Below are 25,135 nucleotides of genomic sequence, written 5' to 3' on the forward strand. Positions count from 1 at the left end.
CCCCCCCCCCCCCCCCCCCCCCCCCCCCCCCCCCCCCCCCCCCCCCCCCCCCACCCCCCCCCCCCCCCCCCCCCCCCCGCCCCCCCACCCCCCCCCCCCCCCCCCCCCCCCCCCCCCCCCCCCCCCCCCCCCCCCCCCCCCCCCCACCTGTCGTACTCAGGCCGTTTGCCAGGAAGAGGTATCGCTCGCCGCGTACGCGGCGGCAAGCAGTCGTTGCGCGGTGCGTTGCGTGATGCCCAGCTGCTGAGCGAGCGCGACACCGAGACCACGCCGGTCACGCCCGGTGCGGTCAGCCTCGGCCAGGAGCGCGATGGCGGCGGGAAGCCGAGGGTCGTCGGCGTACGGGTGCGGCTTGCGGGCACCGGTCGTGCCGGGGGTACGGCCGGTGGACTGCCGGCCGGTGCGGGCGTCGGCCACGGCCCACACGGTGCGCCGAAACCACAGACGGCGCACCCGCCCGTCCGGCAGCACCTCAACGCGGTCAGGGTGGTCGTACAGGGTGTCGGGGAGGTTGCGGTAGGAGGCGTAGCCGAGGACCCTGGCCGCTGCGCCGGAGCCGATGAGGTCTTCGGGGTCGCCGCGGCGGTCGACCTTCGTCAGCTCGGCGCGTTTCGCGGCTTGGTGCGCGGCGTGGAATGTCTCGATGTCGTCGAGCCAGAACCACTCGCGGCCGTCGTGCGGGAAGCCTGGAGGGAAGCCGAATCGGGCGCGGTGGCGGTGCCAGTGGTTGACCGTGGAGTAGGCCGCACCGGTGAACGCGGCGACTCCGGCCCGGTCGAGGGCGGTCCGTCCGCCGATCATGAGTCGTCCCACGCCCCCATCCTCCCTCCGGTGGTGGCTCGCTGCCGGCGCCGTGCCGTCGAGGCGGGTACGGCTCGCCGTAGGATCGGCGGCACGCCCCGGCTCGGGTAGAAGCGGCCGTGTGTCCGCAGGCGGCCCGGAGTGGGCGAGGTGGCCGGTCGGGATCGCAACGCGCCCTCGGGCGTGCTCGCCGGCCACCGACCCGCCCGGCTACACCTTCGGGCGCAGCAGTCGCCACGCTACGTCCGCCATCCGGTGCAGTGGCAGAGCAGCGAGCTTCGCCCGGGTAGCGGGTTTCAGCGCGTCGTACACGGTCAGGATCGCGGCGGCGGTCGTCGCGTCCACCACCACCCCGTCGATCTTGCGGAACGCGCCCTTCTTCACCTCGCGCAGCAACTCGATCACGCGGGGGTCACCTGCTGTCGCGTCGTCCGGAAGCGCGTCGATCTCGGCCAGTCCTTCGCAGTCCGGACAGGTCACGAGGTGCGGGTCCTCGGTAATACGGGTCAGCGGCCCGTCGTCGGCTCCGCACACCGGTCCGAGGCGGCGGCGAGCCTTGGCGTGGGTGAAGGCGGGCCGCTCGTGTCGCGACGTGGCGGTCATGGTGCCCCTCCCTCGGTGTCGGGCCAGATGCCGAGCGGGTGGCCGGGGGTGATCTGGCCTCGGCCGGGTGCGAGGGTGTCGAACACCGCGGAGAACCTGTCGTGCAGCTCACCCCGGGTCCGCATCAGGTGTTTGCCTCGGCTGAGCTTCGCGGGCAGGGCGTCGACCACGCGGCGGATCAGCCCGTACAGGTCGCGGGCCTCGATGAGGTCGGCGCACCCCTGACAGGCCGTCCAGCGCTCGCCCCACGCCTGGGTGAGGGCGTGCTCGGTGTCAGTACGGCGCACCCTGGCCGCGTGGTGTCGGGATCGGTAGTCGTTGACGGACACCACTTGCCCGGTGATCCGGCGCGCGTCGGTGACCTGGTTGGCGCATTGGTAGATCCAGGCGGCCTCGGGCGTGGAGCAGAAGTCGCACTCGATGATCGGATCGGGGACGTCGGTGATGGGTGCGGGCTCGGGGCGGTGGTCGCTGTGCTGGCCGCGTTGTTCGGCCGCGTGGAGGTACCCGACGATGAGGCCGAGGTCGTTGTATCGGATGTTGAGTCCTCGACGGCAGCGGCGGCAGTAGAGCGGCTCCTGCCCCGGCGCCATGCTCGTATCGAGCGCTGCCGCCTCGGGCGGACGGGCGAATTCCTCGGGGTGCGGGAAGTGCGGTGGCATTACTGGTCGCCTCCGTCCTGAGTAGTGGTGTGCGGCCGGGCGGGATCGGCGGGGTCGAGGGTCAGCCCGAGGCGCAGGCGGGCGAGGTCGACGAGCCGCCGCAGCAGGCTCGCTGTTCCGCTGCTGAGGTCGGCGTCGAAGTCGTGGGCGATGCGGCAGGCGTCCCGCAGGCCCACGCACGCGGTGGTGAACGCGGCCTCCAGAGCGGCCCGGTCGTCGGCACGGGTGCACCACACGACGTGATCGGCCGGGTAGGTGCGCTCGGTCCCGTCCGGGAATCGCAGGGTGTAGCGGAGGGCGTAGGTGGTGTGCGGGGTGGAGTAAGCAACGTCGGTGACGGTGCCGAGGCGGTACTCGGTGGCGTTGGACGGCGTGATCACTCGGGCGGTGTCGCCGACCTCCATGGATCGGTACATCGGTACTCCGTTCATCAGAGTTGAGGGGCTAGCGGGTGGGGTGGTCGGTCTCGCCGCCGCCATTGATCTCGAACGCGATGAGGCGGTCGTCGGTCTCGGTGGTGTCGGCGTGCAGGTAGAGGTCGGCGGTGCGGCGTTTGACGCCGATGGAGACTCCGTGCACGTCGAGCACCACGTACGCGGTGCGATCCCCGGCGATGGCGTCGCCGGGGTAGACGCGCAGGTTGAGAAGGGTCAGCACCTCGGCGCACACGGGGTCGACCAGGCCGAGCGCGGCGAGCGCGCCCGCGAGCTGCGGGCCACCGAGGGTGTGTTGCCCGTCGCCGATGCCGTCGGTGTTCTCCGAGGTCGTCATGCCGGCGTCCCTCCGCCGCTGGCCGGCTCGTCGCCGGCGGCCGGATTGGGCGGGAAGACGCCGAGGATGCTGCTGAGGGTGCTGCCGGCCTGCTCGTCAGTGATGGCGGCGCAGGCGATCAGGGCGACTCCGGCGGCGAGGGCCTGGGCCGGGGTGTATCGGACGCGTACGGTGCGGGTGCTGCCGGTGGTGGTGGCGCGGACCTCGACGCAACCTCGCTGCCAGGTGGCGACGGGCAGCTCGGCGTCCGGTACAGCCGTGACGGTCCCGCGAAGTGCCTCGCGCAACGCGGCGCGTAGGTACTCGCGTCGGCGGGCGGCGATGGCCTCCCACTCCGACGCCTTCCTCGTGTGTGTGGTCTGGTCGTCGCCCGTGGTGGAGGCGGCGCGGGCGTGGAAGCGTTCGGCGTTGCCGGTCGCGTGGGCGAACTCGGCCGCGAGGTCGAACAGTCGTTCTGGATTCATGCGGATACTCCGTGGCGAGTCAGAGAGGCGTCGCCGGGTGTGGGGGGGGGGGGGGGGGGGGGGGGAGGGGGTGGGAGAGGGAGGGAGGGGGGGGGGGGGGGGGGGGGGGGGGGGGGGGGGGGGGGGGGGGGGGGGGGGGGCGTGTGGGTGTTGTTGGGGGTCATTTGGGGGGGGGGGAGGTGGTCATTGCTTTTTTTGTCTGGTTGCGCTGATCCCCCGCCCCCCCCCCCGCCACGTCGCGGCGGTCAGGGATGGTCGGCGGGCGGTCCGGCGGCATCGGGCGGGTTCGCCGGTTGCCGAACGGTGCCGTTGGGGGCGAACGGCGGTGCGGCCTTCACGTGCGGTAGTCCGGAATCCAGCTGACCGGTCCGGTCGAGCACGACCGCCCCGGTGGCGGTCAGGTGCGCGCCCACGGCGAGGGCCTGCTCGGCGGTGAGTAGCACGACGAGGCGGCGGGCCGAGGGGTCATGCACGTGCAGCTCGACCTGACCGTCAGGCAGTGGTCGGACCGGTTGGAAGCGCTCGACCTGCGCCGCGCCGGGCAGTCCCACACGGAGGGCTTTGACCAGCGCCCACCACTGCTCGTTGACGAGCGTCTCCCACCACTGGGCGCGGCTGGTCAGGATGGAATGCTCGTCCTTGCTGGTCGAGTGTTCGGCCATCGCGCGGGCGACCTCGGCCTGCGCGAAGTTGGCGCACACCTGGTTGACCAGGGAGATCATTGCCTCCACGGTGGGCGCCGGTGCGGGCGGTGACACCACGACGGGCTCAGCCTGGACCTTCGCGGTACCGGTGGCGCAGTGCGCGCCAGTGCCCGAGCCAGCCGAGGTCTTCTTCCGACCCCGGAACCAATGCCGGCCCACCTCAGACCGCCAACAGTTCGAACGCGCGGGCCTTCAGGTCCGCACCGGCACCGGTCAGCGCCCGCGTCGCGCGGACGAGGTCGGTCTTGGCGGGGGCGAAGTGGTCCACGTACTCGGTGATGGCCTGGTACCCGGCCCACCGGGTGCCCTTGATCGCCTTCTGCGTGTCCGCGTCCCGGATCAGGTACCGAAGCGTGTTCGTACGCTGTTTGGCGTTGCTGCGCGCGGTGTCGGAGGCGTCGTCGGCGAGGGGCCACACCTGCGCGACGACCTTCTCGAACTCGCCCATGGTCAACGACTCGTTGATCATCTTCTCGGCTTCGGTTTCGAAGTCGCGGAACGCCTTCCACATCAGCCCGAGGGCCTGCCGCGCCTCGGAAATCTTGCTGGTCACGTTCGAGGTGTGCCGGAACGTGTAGGAACTGACCGACCGCCGATACGCGAGGGCCTGCGTGTTCGCGCACACGATCCGCACCGGCGTGGCATCCAGGCGCAGCGAGGCGGTCCCGTCGTGGGAGGTGGTGGCCGCGAGATAGAGATCCAGGTCGTCCACTCCGGCGATCTGCATGGCCGTGGGCAGCTTCATGGTCACGAACACCGACCGGCCCTTGCGCATCGAGCCGGCGGTTTCGAAGTGCGCACCGGAGGCGTCGACCAGGAGGTTGAGCGTCTCGGCTACCTGCTCGTTCTGGACCACGCTGTAGTCCTCGCCGACCACCCCGAGGTACTCGGTGACGCCCGTGGCGGGGTTGGTGCGGACGGTCATGTACTTGTCGGGGCAGTCGACCTTCGTCACGCCCCGCTCGGTGATCTCGATGCCCTGAAGGGCGATCTTGCGGACCTCCCAGCCGCCGAGCCACGCCTTGCTCATGACCTCCTGCGCGGTCATGCACGCCTCGGCGACGGTGCCGAGCTGATGCCAGGCGGACAGCCGCGCGGAGGCGAACGCGGTCTGCCCGTTCGCGAGAGTTTCGAGTTCGTGTGCCACGGTGGCACCCCTTCCGGATCGTGGTGTCTTGGCGGGCGGCGTGGCCGGGGGTCGCAATCCCCCGGCCGCGCCGTCACAAACAATCTTTCCTACCTCCACCGGCCGATCAAGACGATCGGTTCGAGTCGATCGAGGTTTCTGCGGCGAATCTGGCGCCCGCCGCCGGGCGTGGCCTACCGGGTGACGGTGGCTGACCGTAGGCGCCCGTCCGGGCCGTACGCGTACGCGCGGACGGTTTTGAACGGGGCCGGCAGGTACACGGCGAACCCGTGTTCGGGGATGAACCGGGTGCGGTAGTCGCGGGTGATCCCCAACAGGTACCGGTCGGGTTTGTCGCCGTGCGACCCCGGCGGGATGATGCCCGCCCCCGGACGGTCGGCACGGGCGCGGCGGTGCCGACCGAGCGCCAGATGCGGACACAACGACAGGGCGGCGCTCATGCACTCGGGATGCCCCGGCGGGTCCGCGTAGCGCATCAACTCAGCGGCCCGAGGCCCACCGAGGAACGCTACTGGGGGTAGGAAATATCAGCAGCGTGCACTATTCGTGGCCGGTAGCCTGGCTCGGTGATCGACAGCGAGGGGATGTTCCTCGGCGCGGAGGCGGCGAGGCGGCTTGCTGAGCAACGCCGCGTTGAGTTGGAGCCTGGTTTGACGGCAACGGAACTTGGCCGTGTAGAGGAGCGGTTCGGGTTCGAGTTCGCCGATGATCACCGGGCGTTCCTCTCGGCCGGTCTGCCGGTGGGCCGAGGCTGGCCGGACTGGCGTGACGGCGAGGTCGAGCAACTCCGTGATCGTCTCGCCTGGCCGGTAGAGGGCGTGTTGTTCGATGTCGAACACAACGCGTTCTGGCATGAGGAGTGGGGAGTCCGGCCAGCCGATCGTGGTGAGGCGCTCGCAGTGGCGGGCAAGCGGCTACTCTCTGTGCCGCAGATGATCCCGGTGTATTCGCATCGCTATTTGCCGGCCGGGCGCGGAACGTTCGACCATCCTGTCTTGTCTATGTATCAGACGGACATCATCTTCTACGGCGTCAACCTGGTGGACTACATCCATCAGGAGTTCGGCGCCGGCGAGGGCCTCGATCGAAACGATCCGCGCTGGCAGCCGCACGCGACGGTACCGTTCTGGCGGGAGCTGGTCGGGTGAAGGTCGATGGTTGAGTTCCGCGGTGACGCCGATGACCCCCGGTATGACGGATGGTCGTACCTCGGCGACAGGTACCGCTGTCCGCTGGCCGACGACGAGCTGACCTGTCATCACCGCGCTGACCAATTGCTGACCGAGCTGCGTGAAGCAGAGTTGCGGCAGATGGTGGACGAGGGACACCGGTGTGCGTTTGTCCGGTTGATGGAGCTGCTGGTCGAGGCCGGACGGGTGGCGGATCTGCGTGAGATGGCGCTGGCCGGTGATGACCGCGCCGGGGTGACGTTGGCGGAGTACTGGGTGCGTCGGGGTGACGAGGCGGCGCTGCGTCTGGAGACAGTTGTCCTGCCTCGCACCGGGCTGTGGCTGGCCGACTTGCTGAAGGAGCGCGACAGGAAGTGTGAGGCCGTGGAGGTGTTGACCGCGCTGGCCGCCGACGTCGGCGCGGACGAGGGTCACCGCCAGGAGGCTCGGGGCATGCTGCGACGCTGGTCGAGGCAGGATGAGGCGTGATGCCCGCGTCAGCGCTGGCCAACACCGTCCGCGCGGCGTGGCAGCGGCGGTGGCCGCAGTGTCCTGCGCTCGCGCACCAGCTACGGGGATGCTATCCCGAGCGGTGGGTGCGCTTCCACAGCCTCCCCGGGTCGAAGCGGTATGCCGACGACGCCGACGAGTACGGGATCATTCTCGATCGCCACAACACGGTGTTGACCGAGCTGTCACCCGGCGACTCGCTGATCGTCATCACCTGCGACTGGACCGGCAAGAACGACCCTCCGGCGCAGCGCTCCCCGTTGCTGGCGCGGCTCGACCCGGATGGCGTGTACTGGGCCACGGTCCAGCCGGATCCGGACGATGAACCCGACTTCCAGGTGTATTGGCATCTGTTCGCCAGTCGTCGGACTTGGCAGCCGGGCGTCCTGGACGATTTGCTTCGCGCGGTGGCGGACGACGAGCTGAGCAATGTGATCATCGGCCCGTCGGACCTGCGGTGGCTCTATCACCCGTACGACGGTGGTGCCGACGTGGTCCTTCCAAGCCCGGCCGACCGAGATGAGCTGCGGAGGCGGCATCCTCAGTGGCTGTCCGGGCATCCGGCCGGACTGTGACGCCCGACCTTGCGGGTTGAGGAGTAACGACTCGGGTCTGCCGTCAACCGGCCCACGGGCTCGGTCCTTGCCTGATCACCACCAGATCTACTCGCTCGGGCGCTGGCCACATTTCCACGCAGTAGCGGAAGTAATCACCGGGCTCGTCCGGATTCCCGTCTACCTCTGGCGGGTCAGACGGTACGTATGACACACGCACGCGATATCGGCCGGCCGAGATATTGACGCGATGCTCGGGTCCGGGGTCTTCGAAGCAGCCGTGAACGGATAATGCCCCCGTGGGGATCTGCAGGTCCGCCTCGACGATGTGTTCTGCTTGTGGCAGCTCCGGTGGGGGCGCCTCATGCAGTTGAAGGCTTGTCTCGACGAAGTCGCTGCGAGCCGTGCCGACCGAGATCGAGTGCGGCTCCACACCAATGCGGTGTAGTTGGACCGCTTCGTGGGTCCATCCTGCCGGGGCGCGATCCGGATCCATCGCGCCACCGGAGCGCATCTCCTGGTCGTGGGCTTCGACATCCTGCAGATAGAACTGCCCGTGGTCAGCGAATACCACGGCAAGCCTCGTTTCGGACACCGCCGAAGCCTACGACAGGCTGCGGCTGCCGTGCTTCGCCCGCCGGTCGATGTCCTGCGGCGACAGCCTCTCATCGTTCCGGCGAGGCGGGTTGAGGTGGTGGTGTTGATCGTGGTGAAGTCTACGTGCGACTCGCCGCCGGTCGGGTTGGGGTGGATGTTGACCGGCGGGATGGGTAGGCCGCACCGCCCGTCGTACGGGCGCGCGGCCAGCGAGGGCGGGATGTCTGGCACGTCGGCGGGCGGACGGGTCATGCCGGGTCGCCCGGGTGGCCGGGGCGCGTGTCGTTGATGACGCGGCCGGGGTTGCCCACCCGCACCAGGTACGCCATGCGTTCCCATTCCGTCGCGCTCAGCGTGTAGACCTGTGCGGCGAGCCCCGCGGTTTCCATCACGGCGTGATGGAGGCCGGCGCTGTCGGGGTTGTCGAACAGGGTCACCATGTCGGCTCCGGCGACCACGTACACGCGGGGATCATCAGCAGGTAGGGACAGCGGGGCGGTACGGCGGTGTTCGGCCAGCCATCGGCCGACCACCTCAGCCGGGTCGCCGGTCAGGGTGCCGATGTCATAGCCCTCGCCATCGAGCCAATCGAGGTGATCGATGACAGTCCAATCAGGATGGACGAGCCACGATTGCCGTACGGCCTGCCACATGGTCAGGCGTGCCGGAACACCGACCGGGTTGGCCGGTTGTGAGCCGTTCGGGCCGGGCACCGGGCATAGCGGGGTGCCGTCGTGGTGGGACGCGGCCGGACGCGGGACGAATCCGTTCAGGGGCCAGTCACGCGGCGGCATGGGTCGGGCCGGTTCCTTGCATTCGGGGCAACGTAGCGACCCCGGCACGGGCGTCGGGCCGTGGGCGTCGTGGTCGGGGTGGCCGTGGTCGGGGTGGCCGTGGGGGGCGGTCATTGTCCGTTCCTTCCGTGTGCTTGTGGGTGGGCGTGCGGGTGCCGGGGCCGGGCGTGGTGCCCGGCCCCGGCGGGACGGTCGGTCAGACCGCTACCGGCGCGGTGCCGGCCTCGTCGGCGGTGGCCTCGTCGGTGCCGGCGTCGTCACCGGCGGACGGGGCGGTGTCGGTGAGCCGCGGGGTCATGAACGCGCGGACCTCGGCAGTCGGGGCGGGCGGGTTGTCCGCGAGGGCGTAGGTTTCCGGGGCCTCGCGGGTCATGATCAGCACGCCGAATCCGGCGAGCTTTTCCATGGCGTTGCGGACCGCGCCGGGGCTCCGTCCGCCGATCTCACGCGCGACGGTGCCGGGGGTCACGTCGTGGCCGGTGCCGAGGTTGCGCATGAACGCCTCGACCCGGTGCCGCAACTCGTTCTTAGCCAGCTTCACCGATCCGTCGCTGTTGATCTCACCGGTGGTGCGGCCGGTGCCGGTGGTGCGCCGGGCCGAGGGGCGGCGGATCTTGCGGACGTGTCCGCACGTCGGGCACGTGGTGTGCGTCGGGGCGTTGGCCGGGTCCACCGTGGCGAGGTCACCGTCCCCGATGATCCACAACTCGTTACCGTCCTCGTCAACCGGCAGTCGCCGGGCGGCCCCGGCAACCTCCATCGCGGCGAGGATCGTGTCACCCATCGCGACCGACAGACCGCTCTCGTTGATCGCCGCGTCTGCGGTGATGCCGTCCGGGTGCCCGCCCAACACACCGGCCATGATCAGCACCTTCAGGTCAGGCTGACGCGGGCCCACCGGCACCCCCGACACCGGCGCACCGGACACGGGGGCCTCCGGCAGCGCGGACTCGTCCGCCCCGCCGCCCCCGTTCGCCTCGTCGGCGGGGGTCGCCTCGTCGGTCGCGTCCGGGGTCGCGTCGGCGTCGTCATCGGAGGTCGCCTCGTCGGTGGTGGCCGGGGTCGCGTCGGTGGCGTCGTGGGCCGGGGTCGCCTCGTCGGTGGTGGCCGGGGTCGCGTCGGCGGCGTCGTCGCCCGGGGTCGCCTCGTCGGTGGTGGCGGGGTGCCAGATGTCGGCGCTCTTGCGGTTGCCGTTGGTCGGGCCGGGGGTGCGGGTGGCGGTGCCGTCGGCCTCCATCGCGGCGAGGGCCTTGGAGGCGGTGGACTGACCCACCCCGGCCTCGGCGGCGAGGTCCCGGACGGTGATGCCGTCGGGGTGGTTGGCGAGGGTTCGGGCGACGGTGGCGGCGGTCGTGGTCGGGGCGGTGGTGGCGTTGGTGGACATGGCGAATAAACCTCCGTGCAATAGGGGTCGGCAATAGCGATTCCGCGTGCGCGGGGTGCGCATTGTTTGCGGTTTCGCCGGGGCGGTTTTTGTTGCCCACGTCCATGGACCCTCTGCACGCGACGATTGTCAACCCCGTTGCCCAAGACTCTTTACGGGGACCACCCCAGCGCCGCTTCCGGTCTCGATTCAGGAACCGCTACCGCCGCCCGAAACGCCATTTGACGACCCCACGTCCGACGCTGCGACACGTTCGACGCGGCTCCCTGGTTGCTGCATAGGGTCGGCGGTACGGGGGCCGCTCACACCGTCTTACGGGGTCACGGTTTCCGGGTCGAAACGACTACGCCGCGCCCGGCGGACCGGACGCGCGGCGCTCACGGTAACCCCTTGCGGACTTCTTGGAATGTGCGGGAAATCACTTCACGAATTTACAGGGATACACCTTTCCCGCGCATGAAAGGAACGGGGTCGACGGCATTGTTCTCCGTGGCGGGAAAGCCTTCGTGGATCTCGTAGTGCAAATGGGGGCCGGAGGAGTTTCCGGAACTGCCGACGTAGCCGATAGGCTGCCCCGCTATCACCGTCTGCCCTACTCGGACCATCGGTTGTCGCACCATGTGGCAGTACCGCGAAACGATGTCGCCCGCGTGGCGGATCTCGAGGTACCAGCCGCAGCCGCCGAGGCCGGGGTAGCCGTCACGGTCGCAGGGCATCGGCCCGCCGGTAGCGTCCCATGACTCACCGCCGATGTTGCACCGCACGCGCACCACCACACCGCCGGACGCGGCCCGGATGACGGTGCCTCTCCCGGCCATGATGTCGACCCCATCGTGGCCCGGCCGGTCGCCGGTGCGGAAGCCGGAACCGGCCGTGCCCGCCACCGGGCGGGTCCACCCGGAGGCACTGATCGGCGCCCCGTCACACATGGGCAGTGTTCCGCCGGTGTACGCCGCGACGATCTCGGTAGCTCGTGCCTCGTGTCGGGCGTAGGTGTCCGGATACGCCGACCGTTGCACCCGCTGTGCCGCGTCGGTGAGCGGTAGCCGTTCCCACCCGGGGACCCGCAACAGTGCCTCGTAGAATTTCCCGGCGGTGTAGTCGGGGTTCATGATCTGTTCCGGGGTGCCCCATCCTTGCGACGGTCGCTGTTGGAACAGTCCCAACGAGTCATGATCGTTGTTCGGGCCGAGGTCACCGTGGTTGATCAACGAGGATTCCTGCAGGGCAGTGGCGACCGCGACCACCCACCCGCGCACCGGTACCCGCATCCGCTCACCCACGGCCACGATCACCGAGGCGTTACGGGCCTGCTCCGCCGACAACCCCGCCGGGGTGGCACCCGGCACGGTGACCGCGCCGACGCAACTACCCCCGCCACCGCCACCGCCGAATACCGAGGAGACGACCCCGGCGGTAGCGGCGGTGAGCAACAGCAGCAATCCGACGGCCCCGGCCGTGACCCAGACCGCTACTCGTCCCACGGCGCGCCACCGTTCCCGCCCGGTGCGGGTAGGTCGGCCAGACTCACCCGGTCGCGGTGCCCGACGATGCGCCACACCGGGCCCGCCGGGCCGCCGTGCGCGGCGGCATGGTCGGCGGCGGCGGTTGCCACGGTGACCCCGTCCGGCAGCCCGCCCCGCCGGAGGTGGGCGTGCAGGTTGGCCTCCCGGGCGGCGGTGGGTAGCCAGAACAGCACCGGATACGCCCGGTGGGGCGGTAGTGCGGCGTAGCCGGCCAGCTTCCCGACCACGCGGGACAGGGTTTCGGTACCGAGGTCGGCCTCCAGCCAGAACGGCACCGCCCGCCCGTGGTCGGCCCACACACCGTGACCGTCGGGCCGCACGATGGCGCCGACTGCTTCCCGGCAGCGGGCCTCGTTCCACCACCGCGCCAACCGGCCGCCGTGAGTGCGGGCGTGTCCGGTCAGCGCAGCGAAGAATCCGTTCACGGTCAGCAGGTGCGCCAGGGTCGGGGACATGGCGAGTCGGGCCGTGGCGTCGCGTACGGCGGCGGGGCGGGGCAGCGTGTCACCGCGTCCGGCCGCCACGATGGCCGCGCCGACCGGGCCGAGGGTCCACCGCCACGCTTGCGAGCCGGGGCGTTGGTAGTGGCGGAACCGGTCGAGGATGTCGCGGGACAGCAGGGTGTTGAGCCGGGCGCGGGCGCGGCCGACGGAGCCGAACGTGAGGTCGACGAGCTGGTCGGTGGTGAAGGTCTTGTGTTGGTCGAGCAGGTCGAGCAGGAGCCGGTCACGGGGGGTGAGCCGGGTGAGTTCGCCGGCTACGACGGATGCCGTCAGGCGGGCACCGAACGGGGCGGATCGTGAAGTGCTGGTAGGAGTGATATTTCTTATCAGTCGGTTCCGGTCCACCAGTCCTCCTCAACGTGCGTGACGTGCGCGTATGACGTGTTCAAGGGGGCAGGTTCTAACGAGCGTTCGGATTCGTTAGATCGCTCGTTAGATCGCTCGTTTGACGGCTCGTTAGACGCCTCGTTAGACCGCTCGCCCTGCATCGCGAAGGTGTTGCGGAAGACCAGCTCCGGAACCGGGCCCTCGGTCGACGTGTCCTCGTCGGTGCTGGCGGCAGCGGTCACCGCGGTGCCGAGCAGCTTCCTGCGCTCGGCATGGGACAGGCCGGTGTGCTCCCGTGCCGCCTCACGCAGTTCGGTGGACCTGTGCTTGATCGGGGGTGGGGGTGGTTCGGTGTCGGCGGTGACTGGTGGTACCACCCGGCCGTGGGCGACCGGCCGGAGGACGATTTCGTAGCCGCCGAGGCGGATCAGGTCCCCGTCGTCCAGGTACGGGCGTAGGTGGCGGGCTTGGTCGATGGCGTCGCGGGGTGCGAGGGCGGCATACACCTTGTTGCGGGCGTTGGCGTCGATCGCCTCCACCATCTCCCCGGACAACTGGCCCAGGTACTGATGGGCTAGGACGAACGAGGTGCGCAGGCCGCGGGCTTCGGCGAGGGCGTCATCGATACCGATGGGCAGGTGCAGGAAGTTGTGGCACTCGTCGAGGACGATCATGGCGTCCGGCCGCTGGTTCTCCGGGATGCGGGCGCGGGCGGTGGTGGCCTGCCACAACCCGGCCAGCAGCAGCGACCCGATCAGCCGAGTGCCGTCCTCGCCAATGACTCCTTTGGGGAGCCGGGCCAGGAGCACGCCGCCGTCGAGGATGTCGGCGAAGGAGAACGTCGTGGCGGGCACGCCGAACAGTGAGTTCGCCATCGGATGCGCGAGTACCAGCCGCAGCCGCGACAGCAGCGGCGCGATCAGGCCAGCACGTTGCCCGGCGGGTAGGCCGTCGAAGCCTTCCCAGAACTCGGCCAGGGTGGTGCCCTCCCACGCGTTCAAACCCCGGACGACGGCCGTGACCCGCTCAGCGCGCCACTTCGCGTCGGACAACAGCCGCGGCAACTGGGCAAGGGTCGAACCTTCCAGATGGGCGAGGGTGAGTAGGGCGTGGTAGCAGATGTCGGCCGAGCGGTGGCCCCACCAGCGCGCCCACACCTTCGACATCACCGCGGTCACGTTGGCCGCTACGTCGTGTGGGGTGCCGCCGTGCACAGCTGGGTCAAGCAGGTTGATCGCCGGTGGCGCGTGCCGCTCGTCCGGGTCGATCAGCACGAGGCGGTCCCCGGCCGCGGTGGGCATCCGGTCCAGCAGGTCTCGGATGAGGTCGCCCTTGGCCGGGTCGAACGCGGCCACACCCCGGCCCGCCTCGACGTCATCGAGGATGATGTTCATCAGCAGGGTGGTCTTGCCGGTGCCGGTCGGCCCCAGACAGTGGACGTGGTACCGGCAGTCCGGCAGTGAGATCCCGACGCGCATCTTCGGGCCGGCGTTGGCGACGCCGATGACCTTGCCGCCCAGGCCATGCCGCTGATCGAGCGGCACCAGGTTGAGCCTGCGGCCCTCCGGACGGGATTTCGACATGACAGCCCTGGATTCGATCTTGTTCACGGTGTGCTCCAGATGGTCGGCGGTTCGTCGTGCTCGTCGCGCCACTGCGACAGGGCTCGTGGGTCGGCGAGCGGCCGGCGGCGCGGTGCCGGGGCGGCGCGGAAGATCTCGCGGGTGGCAGGCCGACGCCGTGACGCCGCGCCGGGTAGGCCGTAGGCGGCAGGTTCGGCGGGTAGCCCGGCGAGGGCTGCGGCTTCCGCGACGGAGACAAGGCACATCCGGCCCTCGGGCACCCACCGGTCGGCCGCCGCGACCGCGCCGGAACGTAGCCGGCGGCGGGTGAAGTGCGCCGACAGCAGCCCGAACCCGGAGCTGACGTCGGCCGCCGCCGCGACGGCGGCGGCCTTCGTGGGGCCAGCGGCCACCGCGTGTACGGCGACGAGCAGGTGTGGTGCGTCGGCGTACTTCGCCCGCGCTTGCCGGGCCAACTCGGCGGTGTACGGGTCGGTCGGGTTGGTGCGTCGCCTCGTGCTGGATGGGCCGGGGGCGACGATGTTCAGGACGCCGAGGATCAGCGCTCGCAGCCCATCGGCGAGCAGCCCGGCGGCGCGGGCGGTCCCTCGGGTGCGGCGGGCGCGTTGTGGGTTGGTCATCGCGCGGCGTAGCAGCCGCAGGCGGTGCGCTGGTGCCCGGCCGAGGTGGACTTGCAGGAGCGCGCCGCCGGTGCGCCCGGCCGAGGCGAGCCCGCCGTAGACGGCGCGTAGCTGGTCGTCCTCGGGGGCGCCCGCGTCTACGCCCCGGCGCGCTGGTGGGGACGCGTCTTCGACCAGGGGCAGCCATTCCGGGTGGGTGGGCCAGACCGCGAGGGCGGCCACGGCCCCGGTCGTCGGGACGGCCGGTGGGGTGGTCTGTTCGGCGCGGACGCCGGGCCAGCCGCGTTGCAGCAGCCGTACGACGGCGGTCGGGTTGACCCCTGGTGGCAGCCACAGCCCGCAGCGCATCCCGTCCGGGTCGGCGGCGACCTCCCAGACGAGGCGGGGCGGGCGCAGCGCCCAGCGGCGCGGCGCGGGCAACACCGTGGCCAACAGCCGCCACACGCCGATGGTCGCGCCTGGAGTGGCGGTCACCGGTGGGGTGATCTCCAGCCACCGTGCTCCGGCGGCGTGCCGCCGCCACACCCGCCGACGCCACACCATCCACCCGAGCCGCAAGATGACGAGCGCCGCCAGGGCGGCGAGGAGCATCGGCCACCTGTCACGGACGAAATGCCACACGGCGTCGGTGGCGTCGTCGCCCCAAGAACCACACAGCAGCTCGCCCACAACCGAGTCGGGCACGCCGCCCTGACCAGGCACACACCCGGTGGGCTCCGGAGGCGGGGATGGGGACAGGGCAGGGATGGGAACCATCGGGGACTCCGATCGGCGGTGGTGGAGGGAGGCTCGTGGGCCGGGTCAGCGGCGGCGGGCAGGCTGGCCGGCGACCGGGCCGGTGATGATCAACTCGTGCTCGGTGGCGGCGGCGTGGCTGTGGAAGGCCACCCGCGCCGACCCGGCCGTGAGGAGCGCGTCTCCGCGTTGGCAGGACAGCAGGAATGCCCGTTCGCCGTCGGTGAGCCCGAACGCCTCGGTCACGGCGTCGATGGCCTGCGGTGCCTGCCGTAGTAGCACTTGGGTGGCGGCGTTGGAGACGACGGCGCGGCCGGTTTTGGTGGCGAGCACGTCGGCGGCGTCTTGGGTGACGACGGTCAGGCCGACGCCGTACTTGCGGGCGGACTTGGCGAGGGTTTCCAGGAACACGCCGCCGCGTCCGCCGGAGAGCAGTTTCCACGCCTCGTCGACCAGCACCATCCGCAGCACATCTGGGCGAGCGCCGGAGGCGGTCGCGCCGCGTACGGTGCGCCAGATCGTGTCCAGGGTGAGCAGCGTGCCGACTGGATGGAGTTGCTCGGGGAGGTCTTTGATGGCGAATACCACGAGGTGCCCTCGGGCGGCGGTGGTGGTGGGTCCGTCGAACAGGCCCTTCATGCTGCCGGCGACGTAGGGGTGCAGGCGGGCGGCGACTCGGCGGCCGGCGTCGTCGGTCGCCTCCAGGGCGGCCATCACGTCGGCCAGCAGCGGCGGCGGTCGCCTCCAGGTGCGCGGGTCGGTGGTGATGCCCTTGGCCCGGTACGCCGCGAGCACTGCCACATCGAGGGAGCGGGCCTCGTCGCCGGGCAGGGGTGCGCTGACGGCGGTGTCACCGCTGCCCATCACGGTCATGAGCGTGTGTATGAATCGTGCCCGGTCGTTGAGGGCGTCGTCGTCACCGGGCGGCAGGTCGAGGGGGTTAATCTTCACCCCTGGTGTGCCGGGGCGGATGACGGTGCCGCCGACGGCGTCGGCCAGTCGCAGGTATTCGTCTTCGGGGTCGATGACGAACGCCTCCGCCCCGAGGCACAGGTTGCGTAGCAGGTCGAGTTTGGCCAGGTACGACTTGCCCTCGCCGGAGCGGGCGAGGATGACGGCGTTGTAGTTGGACTGCGCCCATCTGTCCCAGACGACGACTCCGGCCGAGTGCAGGTTGAGTCCGAACAGCACGCCCATGCCGCTGTCTGCGGCGGTGTCGGGTAGGTCGGGGCTGGTGAACGGAAAGCTCGCGGCGAGGGCGTCGGTGTCGAAGACCCGCCGCTTCATCCCGAGCGCGTCGTAGGCGAGGGGTAGGCCGCTGATCCAGCCCTGCAACTGCCGCCAGGTGACCGGTGCGGTGTCCAGCAGCAGCGAGGATGCGAGGGACCGCACCTCGGCCACTCGCTGGGTGAGGTCGTCGGGGCTGGTGCCGTGGACGGTCAGATACAGGCCGAGGCGGAACAGCCGAGCTTCGCCTCGGGCGACCCGCCCAGCCAGGTCGGCGGCGTCGGCCGCGGCGGCGTCGAGTTCGGGATCGTCGAGGCGGCCCTTGGCCGCGTCCTGCCGGCGGGAGGACTCGAACCGGCCGCGCTGCGTACGCAGCCGGTCGGAGGCCACCGCCGGCGGGACCGGTTCGATGTGGAAGGCGACGTCGACCAGCCCCGGGTAGGACAGGAGCGGCTCAGCCCACCCCGGGCCGACCTCGGCCGGGTAGCCGACAACGGCGAGCGTGGCGCTGTAGCCGTCCCCGACGCGCACGTGTCGGCCGTCGACCTCCACGGCGTCCGGGGAACCGGGCAGGATTGTGGCCGACTCGGGCGCGGGACGCTGCCGTGTCGGTAGCAGTGTGGAGAACAGATTCACAGGTCGTCACCTCCAGCGGGTGTGGCGTAGGGCGTGAGGGGCGGGGCGGTGGGGTCGAGGCTGGCCGCAAGCCGCACCGTGGCCTCGGGGCCATCAAGAACCCGGGCAGGTACCTCGCAGCCGCCGAGGGCGCGCACCGCCTCGGCCGCGTGGCGCGCGGTGTGGTGCGGTCCGCGTCGGCTGCGCACGGCGACGGTGACCTGCCGGTGCAGCAGCTCGCGCCGCGCGGCCAGGTCATCGAGGAACTGGACGTGCGCGCGGGCTGCTTCTTCCAGCGCGGGGTGCGGCAGGCCGGGGGCGGCGGTGAGGAACCGGTCGGCGAGGTAGGTCAGGTCGACGCGCTGCGCCCGTACCACGATCTGCGTCGGGCCGTCGAGGCTGTGCAGCCAGCGGGCGAACCCGGCCACCAGACCGTTCTGCTCCCCGGGGGTTCGTAGCCCGAAGGCCACTGTCGAGGCGGTGACCAGGCCGGTGGTGCCGTCCGCACCGAGATCGATCAACCCCTCCGGAGTGATGTCTTTCGCGGGCAGCCGCAAGGGTGCGGGCAGGGGGAACCGGTCACCTGGCCCGGTGGTGGTGGCGACCCACGCCGGGGCTGGAATGATCGGTCCGTCGGCCGGCACGAGTCGGCGTGGATTGCGGCGGTGCCGCAGGGCCGCCAAGACCCAGGCGTCGAGGCTGATGCCGTCGCGGCGGCCGACCGCGAGTAGGAACGCCCCGGCGGCGACCGGCGTCGCCCCCGCGAGGAACACCAGCGGATGCACGAGTGTCGCCACCGCCGTCCACGCCGCGTACAGCAGCAGGCCCGTGACGGCCAGGATCACTAACTGCCGACCGGACATGCCGAACGCGATCCGATCAGGGCGCTCGATGTCGGCGGGCACCCGAGCCCGCATCGGAGCCTCGTCGCTGTGGCGGCTCATCGTTGATCACCCTTGCGTGTGGACGGCTGACGCCGGGTGGGGATGGACGGCCGAGCCGACGGCGTGGACGGTGGGGACGGCTCGGTGCGGACGGCGGACGAATCCGCCGAGGTCGCGCCAGCAGCCGGGGATGGGCGCGGCGGGGCTGCCGCCGGTCGACCGTCCGGAGACGGCGGGACGGACGGGGCTGGTGGACGGGGCCAGGGCGCGCTGGTGGACGGGGTCCGCCGGGCGGCGGACGGGTTGGTGGTGGGTTGTCCGGTCGGGGTGGCGCGGCGCGCTGCCGTAGGCCGTGATGCCGGGGTCGAGGCTCGTCGTGACCCCCCGACTACCGGCGTGGCCGGTGCTGCGGAGAACACCGGCGTGACCGGGGCAGGTGGCCGGCGCGGAGCGCTCTGTGGCGCCGGTGCGGCGGAGAACGTCACCGCCGGTGCCCCAGCGCCCGGCGTTGCCCTCGGCGTCGTGGTCACCGCGTCGCTGAAGGCGACCCGTGCCGGTGGGATGGTCGAAGCCGGTAGACTCGGCTGGGAAGGGGCTGGGTGGGAGAACTGTACGGCCGGGGCGCCGCCGGACGGTGCTGGCGGTGGGGTGGACGGGGTCGTCGGGTGGCTGAAGGTGGGGGCGGTGTTCGTCCCGGACGGTGCGGGTAGCGGTGTGTGGGTGATCGGGGCGTGGCTGAAGGCCACCGGTCCCGGCGGGGACGGCGGGACGGTAGCCGGCCCCGGATGGGGCGGAAGAGGTGGACGGGGCGGACGGGGACGGGGGCCGCCCGTGGACGGGCGGGGGCCGGGTGGACGAGGTGTCGTGGGTCCGGCGGTCCGGGCCGCACCCGCGCCGCGGAGCAGTCCGGTGGCCGCGCCGAGGGTTTTGATGGTCAGGTAGGTGTGCATGAGCTGGCCGAGCAGTCCTCGGCCGTTGCGTTGTCCGAGGGGGCCGAGGACGAACTGCCGCATCCAGCCGGGCAGTTTGATCAGCAGCCACAGCATGGTCAGGCACACCACGACGCCGAGGAGCCCATCCCCGGTGGAGGGGATACCGAGGACGGTGGGTCCGTCCGGGGTGAGGAACACCTTCACGGTGGCCATCACGACGATGGCCTGACCGAGTTGCAGGCCGAGGCAGGCCACGAACGCCCGCCACCACAGGTGGGCGATGCCTTCGGTGAGGGGGCTGGCGTGGCAGATCAGCGCCGCTGGGGCGATACCGAGCAGGATGACCAGCGCGGCCAGCCGCAGGACGAACGTGAACAGCAGGACCAGGCACATCACGATCACGGCGACGGCCAACAACACCATCAGGAATCCGTTGCCGTGCAGGGCGTTGTCTGCGATCTGCCGGATCGCGGTGGCGGCGGTCGGGCCGTCGACGGTGTCACCGGCGATGGCCACGGTCAGCGCGTTGGCCAGCTCGATGGCCTTCTGCCCGATGATCAGGCTGGCGTTGGCCGCCACCACACCCACCGCGATGCGGGGTAGCAGCTGTTTGAGGCCGTACTGGGTTTGCAGGGTTTCCCGGGCGGTGACCAGGAACCCACCGGCGACGATGAACAGCACCAGGACGCCGTTGGCGGTGACCAGACTGGTCGTCCAGATCGCGGTGACATGCTCGTTACTCGTCAGGTCCGGTGTGGACAGCCACGATGCGCCGAGGGCGTCCATCACCGGCTGCAACGCCTGCTCGGCGGTCCACACAACCAGGTCCACGACGGCTTTGCGGATCTGCCCGCCGACGTCGTACCAGGCCGGGTCATCGACTGTCTGCGGCGAAGCTCCCGACGGCGGGCCGGGCGTCGGCGGCGGCCCAGGTTCGGCGGAGGGCGTGCCGGGTGCGGTGGAGGGCGGCCCGGGTGCCGGGCTCGGCTCGGCGTGCGCCGGCCCGGCCACGGCAAGGACCAGCCCAACGAGGACTACAACGCCGAGCAGCAGCAAGGCCGCGCGGCAAGCCGTACGGCGGGATCGGATCACGAGAAGGTTCATCAGGCCACCCACTCGCCGACGATGGTCACGAACAGCGGCGCCAGCAGGGCGAGGGCGTAGCCGATCGCGGCGGACCGCAGGGCGAGTTTGGCCTTCTCGACCTCACCGGGGTCACCGTTGGCGGCCAGATAGCGCAGCCCGCCGACGGTCAGGAACAGTGTGGCGACGGTGACGAGGATGCCGATCAGCCAGGCCCGGATGTTGTTGGCGACCTCCTCGATCGACTCGGCGGCCAGCACTACCGGGGCAGGCTCGGCCGCCCACGCCGGATGTGGCACGGTGACGAGGACTGCGGTCACCGCGGCGGCACCGAGCAGCATCAGCGCGACGCGGACAGTCCGAGGACGGTATCGGAGCAGGCAGCGGATCAATGGCCGTCCGCGCCTGCCGGCCCCGAGGCGGCGGACCGCCTCGGGGCGCGGAGACGGATGGTGATTCATAGGGTTGGGCACCTCCAGTGCGCACGCCGACGCAGCCCCGCGGCGGGGCGCAGGTGTGCGAGTGGGTTTGGGTGAAGGCGGGACCGGGCGATGCGGGGTGACCTGTGGTGCCGACCGGCGCGGCCGTCCTCCTCACCAGCGATGGCGGTGGGCCGGGGACCGTGCGGGGTGTCAGCGCCGTCAACGGGTCCGGTCGGAACAAGGTCACCTACGCGGAAGAATCCCGCACTAGGGGATTACAAATCCGGGCCCCGGATTGGAAATCCGCAGCCCAGGAAAGCCGCTTACGGACGCTTCCGGGCGGTGGGCGCGTCGAGGGCCACGGTCGCGGTGGCCTCGGTGATGACATCGGCATACGGGTCGGACAGCTCGCCGGACTCGATCGCGGCCGTGAGCCGGGCGACGGCAGCCGTGCGCCGCTTGTAGAGGGTCCAGCGGGCCTGGCCGGTGCGTTCGGCGTAGTCGGTGAGGCTGGCCTCCTCCAGGTAAGTCACGCCGATCAGCTCCGCCTCCTGCACGGTGATGACCCCGGCGGCCACCGCGCGGGCGAGAACGAGATCCGGATGGCCGTACGGGGCCGGTGGCAACACCGAACCCGGCGCGTGGTTCGGCGATCCGGACGAGGCCGGCTCCAGGTCACGCAGCTCGGCGCGGGCCTTCGAAAACGCCGCCGACAGCAGGTTCCCGACCACACCTGGCCTGGTCACATCGATGGTGCCGAGAACGCGGAGGAAATGCTCGACGATGGCGGCCTGCACATCGCCGGTGAACAGCTTCGCCAGCAGGTACGCCTTGAACCGCAATCCCGGCAACGCGACCCCGACCGCACCAGCACGCCACGCCGGATCACCGGTCCGGGCCCGCTGCACCAGCAGCCGCCACACCGCGTCCCGGGCGGCGTAACCGCAGGACGGGTGCATGAGGATCGCCGACAGTTCGGGCAGGGCAATGGCCCGGCGGGGCAAACCGTGGCCGAGGCTGCGGCCGTCCACCGACAGCGGGCTCGGTCCCTGCCCCAACAGGCGGAATCGGTACTCGATGTCGTCGAGCAACGTCTCACCGCGCCGGGAAACGGCCAGGGCGGTGACAGGGGTAGGACGGTCCATGGTGGGGCTCCCTCGTGATGACCGTGTGCCGTCCGGCGGGAGTGCCGGTCGGCGCTGTGCCACCACGCCACCAGGGCCTTTGAACAGATCATGAACACGCATGATCTTGTTCAAGGTGTCTCGACGCGTGTTCAACCCGGCTGCCACCGATGCCCGCCGATGCGCCTCGACGGGAGCCCGCCGACATCCCGGAGCGGGGTGTTCAATCCGTGGTCAGGCTGTTCAAGCGCTCCGCGCCGACCGTGGCCGCTTTCGAGGCAGCAGGTTTGAACACGCCCGCGACGAATCCACCTATTCGGCTCGAGCCGGCGGGCCAAGAGAGGCCACAGGACGTGCCCGGGGCGATCTTGTTCAAAGGGCCGTGGCGTGCTGGGTGGCAGCGGCGACAACCGGCTGAGCCGGCGACCATCGCTGGCGGGCTGGTGTCCGCTTCCTACCCTCGGACGTCCGAGGGCAGGAAGCGTGGGAACCCATGATCGAAAATCGACAGTTGACGGACGGGCAGCGCAGCCGCCTCCGCGGGATGGCGCTGTATCCGTGGGCGCTGTGGAGCTGCCGTGCGTTTCTTGCCGCCCTCGCCTTCGTGGCTGTCGGCGGATCGATGTCAGACGCGGTGCTGGTGCCCGGACTCCTGCTGGTCTTCCTGATCGCCCTGATCCGCGGCGTCGCGGTGAGGCTCGTGTTCAGTCAACTGAGGCAGAGCCTGGGCGTTCATGGATTCGGCGACCAGGTACGCCTCAGCACCGCGATCAACTCGGTCATCTATCGTGACGCGCTGCTGGGCCGTCCCGAGGAAGACTGATCACGGGCCCGCCGCCTGCGCTCCACGCCTCGCCAGACGGGGCAGGGACGGCCGGTGGACCCGCGTCCACCAGGCAGATCGGCCGCATGCGCTTCGTTCCGCCCCTACCCCCGAGGCGGTGAGCCCGGTCCTGTCCAAACACGCGAGGATCTTGTTCCGCCCGGTTAACGATCTTGTTTAACCAGTCCTGGCTCCGTCGCGGTCCTCTACCGGTCAGATGAGGTGAGCGGTAGCACCTCGACGGCCCTGACCTGCGTGTTCAACCCATCGAGGATCTTGTTCAACCGGGCGGCGTCGCGCGACGCACCCGGCTCGGCAGCGAGCCGCGTTTCCAATCCGAGGCCCGGATTTGTAATCCCCTAGTGTCAGCGCTCGTCGGCGGACGTGGCCCACACGCCCATGCCAAAGCCCCGCTCCACCGCCCCCGGTGACCGGCCTCAGCCGGTACCAGTCGGGCTACTCCTGCCCCGCACCCGCGTCCCGCGCACGCCCGATCCGGGAGTCCCGGACTGGCACGGGCTATCCCCGAGCCACCTCGCCTACCTCATCCGCCGCTACACCCACGCCGGTGACGTGGTGCTCGACCTCGACGCGCACCCCGCCGCCATCGCCGCGACCACCTACCTCGACCGGGTACCAGCCCGACTGGTCAACGGCCGTGATGGTCTGCGCGTGCGGCTCCTACCGCCCACGCCCGGACGCCGGAACCACCGCGTGGCGCGCCGGCCCGGTGTGCGCGTCGACCTGATCCTGGCCACGCTCCCGGATGGGGGACAGCGCCTCGCACCAGACGACGCAGCCACAGCGATGACCGCCTGGCGGCCTCTGTTGCGCCCCGGCGGCTTCCTGCTTGTCGCCCTTACCACCACACAGCCTCGGACGGGCGAGTCCAGCCGGCGAGCCACGGTCATCGCCGCCGCCCGCGCCGCCGGCTTCTTCTACCACCAGCACATCCCCGCCGTCCTCGTCCCGCTGCCCGAACACGATCCCCGCACCGCCCCGCAACCTCCCGGCGAGGCCGACGACAGGAGGCGTCTGCTCGCCGGCCGGCATCTTCCGACGTTCCGGGACTTGGTCGTGTTCGGCACCACCGCCACCGCCACAGGTGAGGAGAACGCCCGTGTCTGAGTCCCGTCCGCCGTTCCACACCGGCGACCCCCACGAGTCCGCACCGCCGTACCCCAACAGGTCCAAGCTGGCCGCCCTGCTCGCCGAGGGCTACCTCAGCGCGGTCTGGCTCACCGGCCAACACCCCTCCCGGGACCTACGGCGCGGCCGATACACCCCCGAATCGTTGACCCACCCCGGCAAGATGCTGCCCACCATCGCCCGATACGCCATCCGCACCTACACCCACCCCGGCGAGATCGTGCTCGACCCGATGGCCGGCATCGGCACCACCATCATCGAAGCCATGCACCTCGGTCGACACGGCATCGGCGTCGAGTACGAAGCCGACTGGGTCGCCAAAGCCGCCGGCAACATCCGCCACACCGAACGCGCCGGGGCGCCGGGTCGGGGCGAGATCTACCACGGCGACTCCACCACACTGCCGGCGCTGCTGCCGGCGAGCCTGCACGGGCAGGTTTCCCTGGTGATCACCTCACCGCCGTACGGGTCGTCCACCCACGGCCACGTCCGCACCCCCGGCCCGAGACGCGGCAAAGTCCGCAAGATCCACCACAAATACGGCCGAGCCGACAACCTCGCCTACCGCAGCCCCGCAGAACTGGCAGACGGGTTCACCGCGATCCTCACCGGCTGCCGCCAACTCCTACGACCCGGCGGGCACATCGTCGTCACCGCCCGCCCCTACCGCCGCCACGGCGAACTCATCGACATCCCCGGCATGGTCATCGCCGCCGGCATCAACGCCGGCCTCGAACTCGTCGAGGAATGCATCGCCCTCATCTGCGGCGTCCGCGATGGCGTGATCATCCCGCGGGCCTCGTTCTTCCAGCAGAAGAACACCCGAGACGCCATCGCCGAAGGCGACCCCCAATGGCTCTTGCAGCATGAAGACGTGGTGGTCCTCCGCGCCCCACTGCCACCCCGGCACGACTTCATCCCGAGCGGATCAGCCCACGCGCGTGCGCACGCTGATCGGCTTGACGTCTTCACCCCGTCCCGCGTGGATCGACGTGCGTACCCGGCGCACCCCGCAAACACCAGTCCTAGCGGCGGCGCCATCGATCCCCAGCCCGACCCAGGCCGGGACGTGGAAAGGACATCCGAACCGTGCCCGCCCTACTCACACCCCAGCCCGAGGGACGTACGGCCCGACACCACCGCCGACGGACCGTCCAACCCCCACAGGCCGCACCCGCAACCGGGTTCACCTGTCACGCCGGATCAGCGATGACTACCTCGACCGCCGCCGAATGGCGGCCCGACCCTCTCTTGACCATCGATGATGTTGCGCTCTGGCTGGGCAAGCCGAAGAACACCCTCTACGCCTGGCACAGCCGAGGCAAGGGACCCCGCGCCATCCGGGTCGGCAACACCCTGCGCTACCGGCGCAGCGAGGTCGAACACTGGCTCGACGTCCACACCGACCCGGAGCGGTGACCC

The 25,135-nt window shown here is 70.8% G+C and carries 28 protein-coding genes; 7 read left to right on the plus strand and 21 right to left on the minus strand.

The features are described 5' to 3' along the window. Positions 1-156: 156 nt before the first annotated feature. From ACXN5W_RS19370 to ACXN5W_RS19410, 9 genes are all read right to left on the minus strand, one after another. Positions 157-801 (minus strand): hypothetical protein, encoded by a 645-nt coding sequence (locus ACXN5W_RS19370; RefSeq protein ID WP_473159791.1) that lies wholly within the window; start codon positions 799-801, stop codon positions 157-159. A gap of 210 nt (positions 802-1,011) precedes the next feature. Next, positions 1,012-1,404: a hypothetical protein gene (locus ACXN5W_RS19375; protein ID WP_473159738.1), complete on the minus strand. Its 393-nt coding sequence runs from the start codon at positions 1,402-1,404 to the stop codon at positions 1,012-1,014. Further along, positions 1,401-2,066 carry a hypothetical protein gene (locus tag ACXN5W_RS19380; protein ID WP_473159739.1) on the minus strand — a complete coding sequence of 222 codons (666 nt, stop codon included), beginning with the start codon at positions 2,064-2,066 and terminating at the stop codon, positions 1,401-1,403. The genes ACXN5W_RS19375 and ACXN5W_RS19380 overlap by 4 nt, the downstream gene beginning before the upstream one ends. Beyond that, positions 2,066-2,482 carry a hypothetical protein gene (locus ACXN5W_RS19385; RefSeq protein WP_473159740.1) on the minus strand — a complete coding sequence of 139 codons (417 nt, stop codon included), beginning with the start codon at positions 2,480-2,482 and terminating at the stop codon, positions 2,066-2,068. The genes ACXN5W_RS19380 and ACXN5W_RS19385 overlap by 1 nt, the downstream gene beginning before the upstream one ends. A gap of 28 nt (positions 2,483-2,510) precedes the next feature. Continuing rightward, a complete protein-coding gene (locus ACXN5W_RS19390) occupies positions 2,511-2,837 on the minus strand; it encodes a hypothetical protein (RefSeq protein ID WP_473159741.1) in 327 nt (108 codons plus the stop codon). Beyond that, positions 2,834-3,301 (minus strand): hypothetical protein, encoded by a 468-nt coding sequence (locus ACXN5W_RS19395; protein ID WP_473159742.1) that lies wholly within the window; start codon positions 3,299-3,301, stop codon positions 2,834-2,836. The genes ACXN5W_RS19390 and ACXN5W_RS19395 overlap by 4 nt, the downstream gene beginning before the upstream one ends. A gap of 245 nt (positions 3,302-3,546) precedes the next feature. Continuing rightward, positions 3,547-4,023, minus strand: coding sequence for a hypothetical protein (locus ACXN5W_RS19400; protein WP_473159743.1), 477 nt, complete (start codon positions 4,021-4,023; stop codon positions 3,547-3,549). Positions 4,024-4,165: 142 nt separating this feature from the next. Continuing rightward, the gene (locus ACXN5W_RS19405; RefSeq protein ID WP_473159744.1) at positions 4,166-5,152 is read right to left on the minus strand and encodes a DUF932 domain-containing protein; all 987 of its coding nucleotides are present in this window, start codon (positions 5,150-5,152) and stop codon (positions 4,166-4,168) included. Between the two features lie 173 nt (positions 5,153-5,325). Then, positions 5,326-5,628, minus strand: a complete 303-nt coding sequence (locus ACXN5W_RS19410; protein WP_473159745.1) for a hypothetical protein — start codon at positions 5,626-5,628, stop codon at positions 5,326-5,328. Positions 5,629-5,718: 90 nt separating this feature from the next. Between ACXN5W_RS19410 and ACXN5W_RS19415 the strand changes: the two genes are divergently transcribed. The 3 genes from ACXN5W_RS19415 to ACXN5W_RS19425 are packed head-to-tail and all read left to right on the plus strand — an operon-like array spanning position 5,719 to position 7,406. After that, complete coding sequence (locus ACXN5W_RS19415) at positions 5,719-6,300, plus strand: hypothetical protein (RefSeq protein WP_473159746.1); 582 nt, start codon at positions 5,719-5,721, stop codon at positions 6,298-6,300. Positions 6,301-6,306: 6 nt separating this feature from the next. Continuing rightward, entirely contained in the window at positions 6,307-6,810 is a 504-nt protein-coding gene (locus tag ACXN5W_RS19420; protein WP_473159747.1) for a hypothetical protein, read from the plus strand. Continuing rightward, positions 6,807-7,406 (plus strand): DUF3885 domain-containing protein, encoded by a 600-nt coding sequence (locus ACXN5W_RS19425; RefSeq protein ID WP_473159748.1) that lies wholly within the window; start codon positions 6,807-6,809, stop codon positions 7,404-7,406. The genes ACXN5W_RS19420 and ACXN5W_RS19425 overlap by 4 nt, the downstream gene beginning before the upstream one ends. A gap of 43 nt (positions 7,407-7,449) precedes the next feature. Here the strand turns inward: ACXN5W_RS19425 and ACXN5W_RS19430 are convergent, their stop codons facing one another. From ACXN5W_RS19430 to ACXN5W_RS19485, 12 genes are all read right to left on the minus strand, one after another. Continuing rightward, complete coding sequence (locus ACXN5W_RS19430) at positions 7,450-7,980, minus strand: hypothetical protein (RefSeq protein WP_473159749.1); 531 nt, start codon at positions 7,978-7,980, stop codon at positions 7,450-7,452. Between the two features lie 250 nt (positions 7,981-8,230). After that, positions 8,231-8,695, minus strand: coding sequence for a hypothetical protein (locus tag ACXN5W_RS19435; RefSeq protein ID WP_473159750.1), 465 nt, complete (start codon positions 8,693-8,695; stop codon positions 8,231-8,233). A gap of 277 nt (positions 8,696-8,972) precedes the next feature. Then, a complete protein-coding gene (locus tag ACXN5W_RS19440) occupies positions 8,973-10,160 on the minus strand; it encodes a MarR family transcriptional regulator (protein ID WP_473159751.1) in 1,188 nt (395 codons plus the stop codon). 431 nt (positions 10,161-10,591) lie between these two features. Next, a complete protein-coding gene (locus tag ACXN5W_RS19445; RefSeq protein WP_473159752.1) occupies positions 10,592-11,644 on the minus strand; it encodes a M23 family metallopeptidase in 1,053 nt (350 codons plus the stop codon). Then, positions 11,632-12,462, minus strand: coding sequence for a replication-relaxation family protein (locus ACXN5W_RS19450; RefSeq protein WP_473159792.1), 831 nt, complete (start codon positions 12,460-12,462; stop codon positions 11,632-11,634). The genes ACXN5W_RS19445 and ACXN5W_RS19450 overlap by 13 nt, the downstream gene beginning before the upstream one ends. 53 nt (positions 12,463-12,515) lie before the next feature. Further along, positions 12,516-14,060 carry a type IV secretory system conjugative DNA transfer family protein gene (locus tag ACXN5W_RS19455; RefSeq protein WP_473159753.1) on the minus strand — a complete coding sequence of 515 codons (1,545 nt, stop codon included), beginning with the start codon at positions 14,058-14,060 and terminating at the stop codon, positions 12,516-12,518. A 62-nt stretch (positions 14,061-14,122) separates the two neighbouring features. Further along, on the minus strand, positions 14,123-15,403 hold the full coding sequence (locus ACXN5W_RS19460) for a hypothetical protein (protein WP_473159754.1): 1,281 nt from the start codon (positions 15,401-15,403) through the stop codon (positions 14,123-14,125). Between the two features lie 117 nt (positions 15,404-15,520). Beyond that, positions 15,521-17,317 carry a VirB4 family type IV secretion system protein gene (locus ACXN5W_RS19465; protein ID WP_473159755.1) on the minus strand — a complete coding sequence of 599 codons (1,797 nt, stop codon included), beginning with the start codon at positions 17,315-17,317 and terminating at the stop codon, positions 15,521-15,523. After that, positions 17,314-18,240 (minus strand): PrgI family protein, encoded by a 927-nt coding sequence (locus ACXN5W_RS19470; protein WP_473159756.1) that lies wholly within the window; start codon positions 18,238-18,240, stop codon positions 17,314-17,316. The genes ACXN5W_RS19465 and ACXN5W_RS19470 overlap by 4 nt, the downstream gene beginning before the upstream one ends. Then, positions 18,237-20,216: a TrbL/VirB6 family protein gene (locus ACXN5W_RS19475; RefSeq protein WP_473159757.1), complete on the minus strand. Its 1,980-nt coding sequence runs from the start codon at positions 20,214-20,216 to the stop codon at positions 18,237-18,239. Before ACXN5W_RS19475 ends, ACXN5W_RS19470 begins: the two co-directional genes overlap by 4 nt. Beyond that, on the minus strand, positions 20,216-20,656 hold the full coding sequence (locus tag ACXN5W_RS19480) for a pilin (protein WP_473159758.1): 441 nt from the start codon (positions 20,654-20,656) through the stop codon (positions 20,216-20,218). Before ACXN5W_RS19480 ends, ACXN5W_RS19475 begins: the two co-directional genes overlap by 1 nt. A gap of 284 nt (positions 20,657-20,940) precedes the next feature. Further along, positions 20,941-21,762: a hypothetical protein gene (locus tag ACXN5W_RS19485; RefSeq protein WP_473159759.1), complete on the minus strand. Its 822-nt coding sequence runs from the start codon at positions 21,760-21,762 to the stop codon at positions 20,941-20,943. Positions 21,763-22,234: 472 nt separating this feature from the next. Here ACXN5W_RS19485 and ACXN5W_RS19490 point away from each other — a divergent pair, with 472 nt between their 5' ends. From ACXN5W_RS19490 to ACXN5W_RS19505, 4 genes are all read left to right on the plus strand, one after another. Continuing rightward, positions 22,235-22,564: a hypothetical protein gene (locus ACXN5W_RS19490; RefSeq protein WP_473159760.1), complete on the plus strand. Its 330-nt coding sequence runs from the start codon at positions 22,235-22,237 to the stop codon at positions 22,562-22,564. A gap of 399 nt (positions 22,565-22,963) precedes the next feature. Then, complete coding sequence (locus tag ACXN5W_RS19495; RefSeq protein ID WP_473159761.1) at positions 22,964-23,692, plus strand: hypothetical protein; 729 nt, start codon at positions 22,964-22,966, stop codon at positions 23,690-23,692. Between the two features lie 67 nt (positions 23,693-23,759). After that, positions 23,760-24,926 carry a TRM11 family SAM-dependent methyltransferase gene (locus ACXN5W_RS19500; RefSeq protein WP_473159793.1) on the plus strand — a complete coding sequence of 389 codons (1,167 nt, stop codon included), beginning with the start codon at positions 23,760-23,762 and terminating at the stop codon, positions 24,924-24,926. After that, entirely contained in the window at positions 24,923-25,132 is a 210-nt protein-coding gene (locus ACXN5W_RS19505) for a helix-turn-helix transcriptional regulator (protein WP_473159762.1), read from the plus strand. Before ACXN5W_RS19500 ends, ACXN5W_RS19505 begins: the two co-directional genes overlap by 4 nt. Positions 25,133-25,135 lie beyond the last annotated feature (3 nt).

This window comes from Plantactinospora sp. A48, from assembly GCF_055793945.1.